At 66.2% G+C, this 13,232-nt stretch carries 12 protein-coding genes; 5 read left to right on the top strand and 7 right to left on the bottom strand.

The window, feature by feature from the left end; translation table 11 throughout:
* Nucleotide 1: 1 nt before the first annotated feature.
* On the top strand, nt 2-769 hold the full coding sequence (locus HCT51_RS01790) for an IclR family transcriptional regulator domain-containing protein (RefSeq protein WP_166879713.1): 768 nt from the start codon (nt 2-4) through the stop codon (nt 767-769).
* Nucleotides 770-787: 18 nt separating this feature from the next.
* On the opposite strand, the gene HCT51_RS01785 is transcribed toward HCT51_RS01790, so the two are convergent.
* From HCT51_RS01785 to HCT51_RS01755, 7 genes are all read right to left on the bottom strand, one after another.
* The gene (locus HCT51_RS01785) at nt 788-1,351 is read right to left on the bottom strand and encodes an isochorismatase family protein (RefSeq protein ID WP_166879717.1); all 564 of its coding nucleotides are present in this window, start codon (nt 1,349-1,351) and stop codon (nt 788-790) included.
* A gap of 20 nt (nt 1,352-1,371) precedes the next feature.
* On the bottom strand, nt 1,372-3,126 hold the full coding sequence (gene dacB / locus HCT51_RS01780; protein ID WP_166879720.1) for a D-alanyl-D-alanine carboxypeptidase/D-alanyl-D-alanine endopeptidase: 1,755 nt from the start codon (nt 3,124-3,126) through the stop codon (nt 1,372-1,374).
* Between the two features lie 69 nt (nt 3,127-3,195).
* Nucleotides 3,196-4,359, bottom strand: coding sequence for a sugar ABC transporter substrate-binding protein (locus HCT51_RS01775; protein ID WP_166879724.1), 1,164 nt, complete (start codon nt 4,357-4,359; stop codon nt 3,196-3,198).
* A 90-nt stretch (nt 4,360-4,449) separates the two neighbouring features.
* Nucleotides 4,450-5,463 carry an ABC transporter permease gene (locus HCT51_RS01770; RefSeq protein ID WP_166879727.1) on the bottom strand — a complete coding sequence of 338 codons (1,014 nt, stop codon included), beginning with the start codon at nt 5,461-5,463 and terminating at the stop codon, nt 4,450-4,452.
* The gene (locus tag HCT51_RS01765) at nt 5,460-6,992 is read right to left on the bottom strand and encodes a sugar ABC transporter ATP-binding protein (RefSeq protein ID WP_166879731.1); all 1,533 of its coding nucleotides are present in this window, start codon (nt 6,990-6,992) and stop codon (nt 5,460-5,462) included. Before HCT51_RS01765 ends, HCT51_RS01770 begins: the two co-directional genes overlap by 4 nt.
* A gap of 215 nt (nt 6,993-7,207) precedes the next feature.
* Complete coding sequence (locus HCT51_RS01760) at nt 7,208-8,515, bottom strand: DUF3500 domain-containing protein (RefSeq protein WP_166879735.1); 1,308 nt, start codon at nt 8,513-8,515, stop codon at nt 7,208-7,210.
* Nucleotides 8,516-8,543: 28 nt separating this feature from the next.
* The gene (locus tag HCT51_RS01755) at nt 8,544-9,593 is read right to left on the bottom strand and encodes an amidohydrolase family protein (RefSeq protein ID WP_166879740.1); all 1,050 of its coding nucleotides are present in this window, start codon (nt 9,591-9,593) and stop codon (nt 8,544-8,546) included.
* Between the two features lie 288 nt (nt 9,594-9,881).
* On the opposite strand from HCT51_RS01755, the gene HCT51_RS01750 reads away from it, so the two are divergent.
* From HCT51_RS01750 to HCT51_RS01735, 4 genes are read left to right on the top strand one after another with little or no spacing between them, the layout of a single operon-like run.
* Nucleotides 9,882-10,625 carry a dienelactone hydrolase family protein gene (locus HCT51_RS01750; protein WP_166879743.1) on the top strand — a complete coding sequence of 248 codons (744 nt, stop codon included), beginning with the start codon at nt 9,882-9,884 and terminating at the stop codon, nt 10,623-10,625.
* A gap of 31 nt (nt 10,626-10,656) precedes the next feature.
* The gene (locus HCT51_RS01745; RefSeq protein ID WP_166879746.1) at nt 10,657-11,931 is read left to right on the top strand and encodes an FAD-dependent monooxygenase; all 1,275 of its coding nucleotides are present in this window, start codon (nt 10,657-10,659) and stop codon (nt 11,929-11,931) included.
* 11 nt (nt 11,932-11,942) lie between these two features.
* Complete coding sequence (locus tag HCT51_RS01740; protein WP_224760613.1) at nt 11,943-12,377, top strand: nuclear transport factor 2 family protein; 435 nt, start codon at nt 11,943-11,945, stop codon at nt 12,375-12,377.
* Entirely contained in the window at nt 12,374-13,228 is an 855-nt protein-coding gene (locus HCT51_RS01735; RefSeq protein WP_166879753.1) for a fumarylacetoacetate hydrolase family protein, read from the top strand. The genes HCT51_RS01740 and HCT51_RS01735 overlap by 4 nt, the downstream gene beginning before the upstream one ends.
* Nucleotides 13,229-13,232: the final 4 nt, after the last annotated feature.

Raw genomic sequence — 13,232 nt, 5'->3', positions numbered from 1 at the left:
AATGACGATCCCTCCGAGCGGCGAGTATGTGCAGTCGCTCGCCCGCGGCCTGTCCGTGATCCGTGCGTTCAGTGCCGAGAGCCCGTCGATGACGCTCGCCGACATTGCCCGCGCCACCGGCCTCACCCGGGCGACCGCGCGGCGGTTCCTGCTGACCCTGGAGGAACTCGGTTATGTGCGTGCCGACGAGCGCGCGTACTCGCTCACCCCGCGGGTTCTCGAGTTGGGCTTCAGCTACCTGTCGTCACTGTCGCTGACCGAGGTGGCGCAGCCACACCTCGAACAGCTGTCGCGCGCGGTCGGTGAGTCGACGTCGGCCTCGGTGCTCGACGGCGCCGATATCGTCTACATCGCCCGGGTGCCCACCCGGCGGATCATGACCGTCAACATCACCATCGGCACCCGGTTTCCCGCGCACGCCACCTCGATGGGGCGGGTGCTGCTCGGCAACCTGTCCGCCGATGAGCTTGACCACTTCCTCACCAGATTCCACGCCGAATCCCTGACGCCGCGCACCATCACCACGCGGGACGCGTTGCTCGAGGAGCTGGGCCACGTGCGCGAGCAGGGCTGGGCAATGGTGGACCAGGAGCTCGAGTTCGGACTGCGTTCCCTGGCGGCGCCGGTGCGTCGCGCCGGTCAGGTGGTCGCGGCGATCAACGTGTCCACCGTGGCGGGTGGGTCGTCGGTCGCGCACACCAAGGATCGGCTGCTGCCGGAGCTATTGAAGGCATCGACCGGGATCACCAGCGACCTCTCGCACTACTAGGCGGGTCGCCCGGCGGCGTCAGCGCACGATCTGGGCGCCGGCGGACCGCATTTCGGCGAGCGCCGCCTTGCTGCTCTCTGGTGCGACGCCCGCGATCATTCGGGTCAGCACACGCACCGACCGCCCGGCGCGCAGCGCGTCCAGGGCGGATGCGCGCACGCAGTGGTCGGTAGCGATTCCGACAACGTCGACGTCGGTGACGTCCAGGTCGTCGAGCGTGGCAATGACCGAGCGGCCCTCGTCGGTGACGCCGTCGAAGATCGAGTATGCCGGTTTGCCCTGGCCCTTCTGGACGTGCACATCGACCTTGTCGAGCGTGAGCGCCGGGTGGTACTCGGCACCCGGTGTTCCGCTGACGCAGTGCGGCGGCCAGCTGTTCACGAAGTCGGGTTTCGGCGAGAAGTGTCCGCCGTTGTCGTTGTCGGCGTCGTGCCAGTCTCGGGAGGCGAACACGTGATCGTAGTCATGCTCGGCCAGCCACTCGGTGATGCGCGCGGCTACCGCGTTACCGCCGTCGCAGCCGAGGGCGCCGCCCTCGGTGAAGTCGTTCTGTACGTCGATGATGAACAGGGCCCGTGTCATGCGCCCAGCTTACGACCGGGTCAATTGTTGCTGAGGTTGTTGCCGCACCGGAACACTCCGGCGGTCAGCTCGTCGAGCGCGGGCATCGCGGATTCCTTTCCGGTGCCCACGGCGTAGAACGCGAAGGCGAGCTCGCTGCCGTCGGCGGCGTGCACGACTCCGGCCAGGGTGCGAGCGGTGTCGATCCATCCGGTCTTGGCGTTGACCGCGCCGCGCGCGACGGCGGCGTCGCCGGTGAACCGCGACTTGAGGGTTCCGCTCTGACCGGCGACCGGCAGCGTGTCGTACATCACCTTAAGGTTCTGCTCGCCGTGCAGCGCCTTCGCCATTAGCTGCGCCACGTACACGGGAGTCACCCGGTTGTGTTCGCTGAGCCCGGATCCGTCTCGGATCACCATGCCGGTGGTGGGAATGCCGTAGACGCTGAGCGCGCTCGCGTACGCATCCTGCAGCGATCCGAAGGTGCCGGGCAGGCCCTGTTCGATCGACACCAGGCGTGCCAGCATTTCGGCGAGCGTGTTGTCGCTGAGATCCATCATCTGGCGCACCAGCGTGGACACCGGCTGCGACTGAACCTGGGCGATGGCGGTTGCGCCATCCGGGGCTGCTCCGGTACTCGTGCCGGTGACTGTGATCCCCTCGGCGGCCAGGGCGGCGGCGAATGCCTCGCCCGCGCTCCCGATCGGGTCGGTGCTGCGGGGGCTGGTGTTCTTGTTCGGGTCGGCTCGGTCGGCGTCGACCTGCAGCGCCGTCACCTCGGACATGTACCCGATGGTCTGCTGATCTCTATCCCAGCTCGAATCCCACTTGTCGGTGGGGTCCCAGAGGGTGGCGTCCAGCACCAATGCCACATCGGTCTGACCGGCGGGCAGGCCGGCCTTCACCTGCGCGGCCAGATCGCTGAGCTTCGGCGCTCCGGCGTAGAAGCTTTCCGCGCCCGCGCCCCGCTGGCTGAGGGTGGCGTCTCCCCCGCCGACGAGGGTGATCGTGGTCGGGTCGGTGGCGACCACAACGCTGGTAGTGATGCGGTAGTCCGCTCCGAGGGCGGCGAGAGCGGCGGCGGCGGTGACCGTCTTCAGCACGCTGCCGGTGCGCTCCGGGGTGGCGGCGTTGCGGTCGAACAGCACCTCTCCGGTGGTGGCGTTCAGCACCGAGGCGTGCAGGTTGGCGAGCCGCGGGTCGGTGGCGAGGCCGCCCAGCGTGCAGGTGCGCAGCGCGGTCGGCCCGGCGATCGGGTTCGGCACCGGGCGCGGCGGCTCGATGGTCTCGGTTGGTGTCGGGGTGGATGTCGGAGCGGCGACGACGGATGCCTCGGGCCGGGCGCTCGCCATGCCGGCGAAGACTGCCCCACCGCCGAGCAGCACGAAGGCGAGTCCGAGCGTGGACACGAGCCAGGCTTTCGGATGCCGGCGGAACAGCGCACCGATTCCTCCACCGGCCGGGGGCAGGCTGCCATCGCCCCCGGCATCGCGGGAAGTGTCGCCGGCGGCACCGCTGGGCGCGGCGGCAAGGAGCTCAGTGGGAGCGACCGGCAGCTCGGGGGCCCGCATCGCCACGGTCGGCTGTTCCGGCGCCGCGGGCTGGGTCGGCAGGGCCACCGTGGACTGGCCACCGAGCCAGCCTGGGGTACCGATGGCCGCGGTCGGGGTGTCTGCGCCGGACTGTTCACCCGACTGGGTCGGCATCGCCTGCGTCGGCTCGCCCTCGTCAAATGGGGTCGGCGTCGCCTGCGTCGGCTCGCTCTGCGGGTCGTCAGGCTGGCGCGGATCAGTCACCCACCAATAGTAAAGGTGGTTCGTCACCGGCCTCTGCCCTGAGGCAGAGGCCGGTGAGAGTGGCGTTCGCTAGTTGGTGCCCCACAGCTCGAGGAACCCGGCCTGGTAGTCGGCGTCGCCGAACCACTCCCCGGATGCCTCAGCCTCGGGCGTCAGTGTGAGGTCGCCGAGGTTCGTCTCGTTGAACGCGCGACGGAACGGGAAGTCGAGGTTCTGGACGGCAGGCTGTCCGGCGGCCAGACGCGCGGCGGCGTCAGCCAGGTACCAGCCCAGGGCTGACTTGTTGTAGGCGACGGCGGACTTGATGTTCCCACCGGCCTCCATGTCCTGCAGTGTTGACAGGAAACCGTCGACGCTCGCGACCGTGATGTCGTCGCGCGCGGCGGACTGGATGCCCTGGGCGACGGCCGGCAGGAACTGGTCGAACTGCGCCTGGATGTAGGTGATGTCGGGCTTCGCCACCAGCGTCGAGCTGATCAGGCTCTGCAAGCGGTCGAGCTGGCCCGAGTTGATCTCGATGACCTCCACGACGCAGTCCGCGCAGCCCTTCTCGTAGGTCGCGAGGATCCCCGCGTCGGCCCACATCGTCGTCGCCGGGGTGTCGGTCAGCTTGATCACGAGCACGTTCGCTTTGGCATCCGAGTCGGCGATGACCCAGTTGGTGGACCAGCTCTGCAGCAGGACCTGGTTCTCCGTGACGTAGGCGACCTGCGTCGGGTCGGCGGCGCCGGCCGGGGCGGTGAGGCCCTGCACCCAGGGAATCCCCGCGGCGGTCAGGTCGGCGAATGCGGCCGGTGCGAACTCCGGGGTGATGCCTGCGGTGACGACGGCACCGGCATCCGCTGCGATCGCCTGCGCGACGCAGCTCGCGATGTCGGCGGGGTTCGCCTTGCCGTCGCAGACCTGGACGGTCGCGTCGAGGTTGTCGAGCGCATCGGTCAGGTTTTCGCCGATGACTTTCAGCACCGGAACCTGCAGTGTGGCGGGGATGTAGTACACGGTCTTGCCGGCGATGGCGCTGCCGTCGATCGCGTCGCCTGGTGCCTCGAACTCGTCGACGGAGACGGATGCAGCCTCGACGATCTCGAGCGCCGCCTGAGCCTCGGAGCTCAGCTCGGCTGCCGGTTCGGCCGGTGCGGCGGTGTTGTCCCCTCCGTCGCCGGCGCAACCGGCGAGGATGAGCATGCTCGCGGCGGCGAGAGCGACGCCGAGAGCTCGTAGTGACTTCGTCATTCGAGTGACTCCATTCGTGGGTGTGGGTAGTGCTCTTGGTGATGGGTAGTGCAGCTGGTGCGGGGTCTGCTCTCGATCGCTTGTCGAGGGTCAGCCCTTGATTCGGCGTTGCAGAAGGTGCGACACCGTGACGGCGACGATCAACGCCATGCCATAGAAGACCTCGGTCACCCAGCCGGTGAAGTGGAGGAGCTGCAGCAGGAAGACACCGGTGATGAGGAAGTATGCGGCGATCAGCATGCCGATCGGGTTGAACCGGCCAGGCACGACCGCGACCGTGCCGAGGAACACCGCGGCGAACGTGGGCAGCAGGTACGCCCCGGCGGATGCCGGGTTGAAGCCGCCGTTTCCGATCGAGATCACGACGCCAGCGAGCCCTGCGAGCAGGGCGCTCGCGAGATACGCGCCAATCCGCACCCGGCTGACCGCGATCCCGGCGAGCGCAGCGACGGCGCGGTTGGATCCCACGAACGCCATGTGGCGGCCGATGGGAGTGGCTCCCATGATGTACGCGGCGATCGCAACCAGGATGACGCCATACCAGAACACGTGCGGCAGCCCGAGGAATCGACCCGTCGAGATCGCGGCGAGCGCGGGGTCGAGACCGCTGACGGTGGTCTCACGCGACAGCCAGAACGCGAGCCCGCCGGCGACGCTCCAGACACCGAGGGTGACGACGACCGAGTTGATTCCCAGCCCCACGATCAGCGCGGCATTGATCGCACCCAAGACGAGGGCAATGACGATCGCGGCAAGCACTGCGAGGCCGACGGGCCAGCCGTAAAGGACGGCAAGCGACGGGACCGCGACCGCGGAGATGCTGAAAATTCCCGCGAACGACAGGTCGAACTCGCCGACCGACATCGTGATCACCACGCCGAGCGCCAGGAAGATCACGGGCGTGATCTGGCTGAAGACCGTGCGCATGGCGTCGAACGGGCTGACGTCACCCGGCACGAACGCCAGGAGCACCAGCAGCATGATGATCCACAAGATCACGAGCGCATAGCGGGAGAGGATGTTGAACGCGATCCGTCGCGCCGGCGAGACGGGCTTCGGAATCGTGACGTTGGAGGTGGTGGGATTCGGGGTCGTGGTGGTCATCGGTCAGATCCTTCGGAGTCGTGGAAGATCGCGGAGAGGATGTCGTCGGCAGTGAACGGGCGCTCGAGTTCGAGCAGCACCTTCCCCTCCTCCAGAACGAGAACGCGGTCACAGACCGCGGCGAGGTCGTCGACCTCGGAGCTGCACAGAACGACGGCGGCACCGTCGACTGCGGCCTGGCGCGTGGCTCGCAGCACCGCCGAGCGGGCACCGACATCCACCGCCTGGGTCGGGTCGTCGAGCACAAGCGCAGTGGGCCCGCCCAGCAGCCACTTGCCCATGAGGACCTTCTGCTGGTTGCCGCCCGAGAAGGTAGCGACAACGGCATGGCGATTCGGCGGCGTGACCTCGAAGGCCTTGAGCACCGCTTCCGTTTCGGACTTCTGCCAGCCCAGCCCGGTCCACCACGGCTTGCCCCGCCGGTGCAGATGCGGGAGCGTGACGTTCTCCTCGACGGTCAGACCGGTCGCGAGTCCCTGGCCATGGCGATCCTGCGGGATGTAGGCGATTCCCGCACGAAGTGCCTTCCTGATGCTCGCGCTCTCGAGCGGGAGTTCCGAGTGATCGACGACGATCGTCCCACGCCCACTGACCGCGCCGGCGATGAGCGGCGCCAGGCTGGAAAGCCCGGAGTCGACGCTGCCGGTGAAGCCGACCACCTCGCCCCGCTTGACCGCTGTGGAGACATTGCGAATGCGCCCGCCGCTGATGCCGCGCAGTTCGATGCCGCCATCCCGGATGTCGGCGGGCATGGCCGCCTGGAAATCGTCGAGCTCTCCGTAGTGGCCGAGGACGAGCTTGGTCAGTGCCGCTTCGTCGAGATCGGCGGTGGAGAGCCCCATCTCAACCACACGGCCGTTACGGAGGGCTGTCACCCGGTCGGCGATCTGCAGCACCTCGTTGAGGTTGTGGCTCACGATCACCACGCCGGTCCCCTGGGAGGTGAGCAGACGGATCATGTCGTAGAAGTCATCCAGCGACTCGTGCGGAATCGCGCGCGAGGACTCATCGAACACCACAACGCCGCTGCCGAGCTGTCGCTCCTGCAGCGCTCGCGCGATGGCGACACCGACGCGTTCACTCGGGCGCAGGCTGCCGACCTTGGCGTCGGGTGAGATGTGGCCGAGGCCCAGAAACTCCAAGGCCTCGCGGACCGCCTTCGCGTCCTTGCCCTTGTTGATCCATCCGGTGAACCGGGTTGTCGAATGCCGGCCGACGCGCACGTTTTCACGGACGCTGAGATCCGGGATGAGGCCGAGGTCCTGGTGGACGAACGCCAGTCCCTCGTCGTGCAGTCGCCCTGGATCTACGGGAGTACCGATGCGCTCACCGTCGACGAACACCTCGCCGCCATGGTCTGCGCGGTAAACGCCACTGATGAGCTTGATCAGCGTCGACTTGCCAGAGCCGTTCTGCCCGATGAGGGCGTGGACCTCTCCTGCCTGGACTTGCAGGTGGGCGTCCTTGAGCACTGTCACTCCGGCGAATGTCTTCGACAGGGAGCGCACTTCCAGCCTTGGTGCGGTCATCTACGCAACACCTCCTCGTGTAGCAGTAGCCCGGCGCGTCCGCTTTGACGCGCTTCGGTACAGTTTTTTTAGCACTCACTGGACTCTGTGTCTAGTGAAACAGCGCAACGTATCGGTAACGTACGTTTTGTCAACTCACGATCTGCCTTCTCTGGCGGATCGTGTGTGAAATCTTATGCGATAACACGCGTGATCGCGAATCAGATCGCGTGTGATCAGCTGAACCCGCGGTGGCGCCACTCGTCGAGGTATGCCTTGCCGTAGTCGTTCCCGTTGGGCAGCCGCAGCGTGGTGTGCACGTGGAATCGCGCCGGCAGGCGGTTGTTCAGCCAGACACCCGCGTGATGGTCGAGCTCGGCGATGATGACGGGACTCTGGATGCGGAAGTAGAACGGCTGCGAGCCATCCGTCGCCCCATACCAGCTGAAGAAGGTCTCGTCCCGATGTGCATCGACTTCGACGAGCGACTGCTCACGTTGCGACTCGGTGAGCAGCACCAGGAAGTCCTCCGCCATGTCACGCAGCAACGCCCACTGAGCATCAGTCAGCGCCGACGCGCGGATTCCTTCATACGGCACCACGCGGTTATCCCGGAAGGCACCCGCGACGTGGCGCTCGTCGGCAGGATGCATCCGGCCCTCCGGCATTGCCGGGTCGAGCACCGACCGGTAGACGATGGCCTGCTCTCGCTGGCCGGCGTCGAGCGACTCGGCAAGCTCGATCGCCACCTTCTCGCGTGCGTCGAACAGCGGCTGGCGGTCGTCGTCTGACAGCGCCGGTTCCGCGCCGATGAACACCGGAGCGACGACGTGTCGGCCGCCGACGGTGACGAAGTTGAGGGCGACGTGATGGCCGTATAGCTGCCAGCCCCACGGCTGGTCCGCGGAGGGCGTGCCGAACAGCGCGAACCAGTAGCTGCGGTTGTTCATGATCTTCGGCAGCGCAACCAACTCGCCGAGGTATCCGTTCAGATCCATCGCCTCGCGCACGCGGTCGAACCCCTCGGGGCTCAGGGACGCCTGGACGACATCGAGTATCGCTTCCGCGACCTCGTCGCTCTGGTCCTCCATGCGCAGGCCAGTGCGGAAGAACACGAACTCCGGGTTGCTCCAGCCTCGCCACTCCGGAGCATCCAGCGGATAGCCGATTCTCTCCTTCTGCTCGGCGCTCAGCAGCGAGAGCAGTCTCGCAGCCGACGCGGCAGGCGCGGGGTCGGGCGTCGTACTGTCGGGCAGCCGGTACAGCCCCTCCCGGCGCTCGCCGTCGGAGGTGATGCCGACGAAGGGCTCGTCGTACAGTCCTTTCCAGTAGTCCAACAGCTCGCGCAGGAATGGGGCCTTGTACCGATCGGCCGCGAACTCTTCGTAGTCCATCCCGCGCACCTCGGCGAGCATCGGGTCATCGAGGTCGATGAGATGCTCGCGATAGCTCTGCGAGGTGAGCTCGACCGCTTCCTCGCGCCCGGACACCCGGTCGCTGGAGAAGAAGTCGTCGATGTCGTTGCTGTTGGGGTGATCAACCATGATCGGCTCCGAAAGTCGTCGTCGTGGATCAGATGGGGAGGTTGAACATCCGCTTGGCGTTGCCGTAGAAGATCGCCTCGCGGTCTTCCTCGCTGATCTCGAGCTCATTCTTGACGAACTCGACGCCCTGGCTCATCCAGCTGTAGAAGACCGGGAACGACGATCCGAACATGTAGTGGTCGGCTCCGTTGATCTTGAGCGCTGCCTCGACCTGGATCTTGCCCCAGGAGTGCGGGTGGGTGAGGTCGAAGAAGATGTTCTCCTCCAGGTACTGCTTGATCTTCTGGCCGCCGGTCGGGTCGAGTCGCTGCATCGCCTCGGCCTTCGGGGAGGCGTGCGGGGTCAGCAACTCGGTGTTGGCGAACCAGTTGCCGCCGAGCATGGTGTGGATGAAGCGGAGTCCGGGCATCCGGTCGAACATGCCGCTGAACAGCTCGCGCCCGACGGCCGTGGCCTGATCGGTGATGCGACCGAACTCACGACGCAGGTTCGTGTAGTCGAGCACCGACTTGTACTCGACCGGAAGCGGCGTGTGGTGCACGATGACCGGGATGTCCAGCTTCTCGATCACCTTGAGATAGGGCTCGAACACCGGGTCGTCGAGGTAGAGCTGACCGTAGTGGCAGGCGAGCTGCACACCGACAGCACCGAGGTCACCCACGGCACGCTCGAGTTCGTAGACGTTCTCCTTGCCGCCCCACGGCGGAACGCAGGCAGTGGCGAAGAGGCGGCCGTTCGACTTCGTGACGATCTCGGCGGCGTTGTCGTTCACTGCCTTGCAGGTCTCGAGCCCCAGCCACTCCTGCCAGACGGGCACGCGCATGATGCCGAAATCGACGCCGGCTTCGTCCATCGCCGCGAGCTTTGACTCGGCGGAGTAGTCCCCGTCGACGTAGTTCAGGTTCGGGTAGCCCTTGGGCTTCTCGAGCACCAGCTGCTTCTTGCCGTTCTCCATCGTGATGACGCTGGCGATCTCCCCGAAACCGCGCGGAGCGCTGTCGAGGAAGCCGTTCAGGATCTTCTCGTTGGTGAAGAGGTCCTCGGGGAGGTGATGGATATTGATGTCAACGACGGTCATGCGGACCCTTCTTTCGTGTGCGCTCGCTGAGATGCAAGAAGATCTCAGCAGATCATGTGCGATACCGTACGCGAAAATTGCGAGCGTCGCCAGCGCCACCCTCCGCTGCGGGCGCCCCTTGCCACGATAAGGCCCGGTCACCGGGCATAAAAGCTGTGAGTCGGATGCTGTGGGCGCGACATCCGGAATGGGATCGCAGACGCGACCTGCGATCCCATTCTCAGAATCTCGTTTGAAATCGCGTGCGATTCCACGTACGATCGGCTCCAGATTCAAGGAGGAATACAAATGGTCACCCTGTCGCAGCGCGATGTCGAGTACCGGCTCGGCGACACCCTCATGCAGGGGATCCTGGTCGCCTCGGAGGGCGCGTTCGAGCTTCCCACGGTCGTGCTGCTTCACGATGCATTCGGCCTCGGTGCGGACATGATTGCCATCGCGGAGAAGATCGCCGCACTGGGGTTCTCGGTGTTCGGCGCCGACGTTTGGGGTAACCGCACGACGCTCAAGGCGCAGCCGGAGATCGGCCCGTATATGGGGTCGATGGTGGGTAATCGCCCGGAGTGGATCGCCCGCGTCGCCGAGGCCCATCGCACCGCGGCAGCCCAGCCCGAGGTCGATGCCGACAGCATCGTGCTGCTCGGGTACTGCTTCGGCGGCTCGTCGGCACTCGAGTTTGTCCGCACCGGCGGGCAGGTGCGCGGTGTCATCGCCATCCACCCCGGGCTCGACATCCTCGAGTTCGACTGGTCTGCCGCGAACGCCGGCACCGCGGCTCTCGTCTCGCTGGGCGCAATCGACCCGATGGCGACTTCCGAGCAGCGCGCGCAGTTGGAGCGGGCGCTGAACGGCGCCGACATCCACTGGGAACTCACCCTCTACAGCCACACCGTGCACGCCTTCACCAGCGTCAAGGCGCAGTTCTCACCGAAGCCGGAACTGTTCAACTACCACCCGCGCAATGCCGAGCGGGCCTGGAACGCGACGACCCGGTTCCTGAGCGAACTGTTCCCCCAGACTTCCGGCGCGTAGCCGGATCAAACAACGAGAAGAACAGGACACCATGTCTGACATCGCCATCATCGGAGCCGGGCCCGGCGGGCTCATCACGGCCCTGCGCCTTCACCAGAAGGGGTTCCGCCCAACCATCTACGAAGCAGCCCCCGAGCTCAGGCCTCTCGGTGTCGGTGTCGACATCAAGGTCTACGGGGTCAAGGAGATCGAAGAGCTCGGGCTTCTCGAGGAGTTCCGGGCGATGTCTGTGGACGCCGTCGACTCGATCTTCTACAACCACTACGGCCAGGAGATCTACGCCGAGAAGTGCGGTGTGCACATGGGCTACCTGCACGAGCAGCGCTTCGTGCACCGCGGTTCCCTGCAGATGATGTTCTACCGGACGGTGCTCGAGCGCCTCGGCGAGGATGCCGTGAAGCTCGGCCGCCGAGTGGTGTCGTACTCCCAGGACGACCAGAGCGTGACCCTGGAGATCGCCCACGAGGACGGCACGATCGAACACGTGACGCACAGCGCCGTCATCGCCGCCGATGGCATCAAATCTCCCACGCGCAAGCAGATGCATCCCGAGGCCGCGGAGCCGGAGTACTCCGGCATCACGATGTACCGCGGAACGACGCTCTGGGACCCGATCCGCGACGGGCACACCATCCTGCACATCGGCGACCCGCGCATCTCCACGATGATCATCTACCCGATCGCCGACGACTTCGAAGGCTCCGGCAAGCAGCTGATCAACTGGGTCGTCGAGGTCGACGGCGAGGAATCGATCGAGGACTGGAACCAGCTCGGCTCCATAGAGGACGTCATCCCGCTCTACGACACGGTCGACATACCGTACTTCGACGTGCAGCAGCTCATGCGCGATGCGCGCGAGGTGTACCTGTTCCCGCTGATCCGCCACACGCCGCTCGACAACTGGGTCGACGGACGTGTCGTTTTGCTGGGCGATGCGGCACACGCGATGTACCCGCGCGGCGGTAATGGCGTGTGCCAGGCGTTCCTCGACGCGCGTGTCGTGGCCGAGAAGCTCGTGGAGTTCGACAACCCCCACGACGCATTTGTCGCATACGATGAGGCGCGGCGCGAGCCGGTCAACCGGATCGTCATGAACATGCGCGGCGAGGGCTACGAGGTCATCCGCCGGATGGTCGCCGAGCGCTCCGACGGCAAGCCCTTCGACGACATTGAGCACGTGCTGCCGCTGACCGAGGCCGACGAGATCTTCAGCAAGTACCACGCGCTCGTCGGTCAGCCCCGACCCGGCTTCGAGGCCGGCGAAGCCACCGGATTCCGCACGTGGGACGAGGTCGAGGCCAAGTGAGTACGGATGCCGTGACAGCCGAGATCCTCGCCGTCGAGACGCGGCGGCAGAATGCCCTCATCGCCGGCGACCTTGAAACTCTCGACGAGATGTTCGACGAGTCGCTCATCCACATCCACGCCCCCGGCCTCGTGCACACGAAGCCCATGCTGCTTGAGCACGTCGCCACTCGCCAGGCCTACCTCGAGATCACGCGTCAGGATCTTCTCGTACGCGTTTTCGGCGACACCGCCGTCGTGACCGGCGGCATCGTGAACCGCATGCGGGCCCCGCAGGGCGGCGAGCGAACCGTTGACGGCGTCGTCACCCAGGTTCTGCACCGCGGAGCCGACCAGCAGTGGCGGTTCGTCAGCTTTCAGATGACACCCTACGGTGATCAGGTATGGGGCCAGCTGCCCTCGGAAAAGGCTGCCGAGACAGCCGAGGAGAAGGAGAACAAGGCATGAAGCTCGCACGCTTTCACAACGGCGACGGAGACGTCAGGGTCGGCCGCGTCGACGGCAACTCGGTCGTCGATCTCTCGGGCGTCGAGGGCGTGGGCCGTTCCGTCCGCGAGATCCTGCCGCACCTTCCCGCCCTGCGGGACGCGATCCTCGCCGCAGACGGTGCGCGGCATCCGCTCGACTCCGTCACGCTCCTCGCACCGATCGACGACCCGCAGAAATACCTCGCCATCGGCATGAACTACGCCGAGCACGCCGAAGAGGCCCGCCAGGCCGGCATCCCCATCCCCACGAGCCAGTTCTGGTTCAACAAGCAGGTGTCGTGCATCGGCGGCCCGTTCGACCCGATCGTGAAGCCCGACGTCTCGGACGAGCTCGACTACGAGATCGAACTCGGCGTCGTGATCGGGCAGCAGTGCAAGCACGTGTCCGTCGAGGACGCCCGCTCGGTGATCGCCGGCTATTTCGTGACCAACGACGTGTCGGTCCGCGACTGGCTGGCGAAGCGCTCTCCCACGTTCACGCTCGGCAAGTCGTTCGACACCCACGGGCCGATCGGCCCCTGGCTGACCACCGACGATGAGATCGCCGATCCGCTGGCCCTGCGCATGCGCCTGAGTGTCAACGGCGAGGTGCGTCAGGACTTCCCGACGAACGACATGATCTACAACATCTACGAGCAGATCGCGTACCTCACCCAGGTGATGACGCTCATGCCGGGAGACATCCTCGCGACGGGCACGCCGTCGGGCATCGGCGCCCCGACGGGCCGCTTCCTCAAGGTCGGCGACGTGGTGCGTGCCCAGATCGAGGGACTGGGCGCGATCGAGAACCGCGTCATCGCAGAGGGCTGAACGG

This window comes from Salinibacterium sp. ZJ450 (assembly GCF_011751885.2).
In the GTDB taxonomy this organism is placed as follows: Bacteria; Actinomycetota; Actinomycetes; order Actinomycetales; family Microbacteriaceae; genus Ruicaihuangia.
This window is presented reverse-complemented; position numbering and strand designations above follow the sequence as displayed.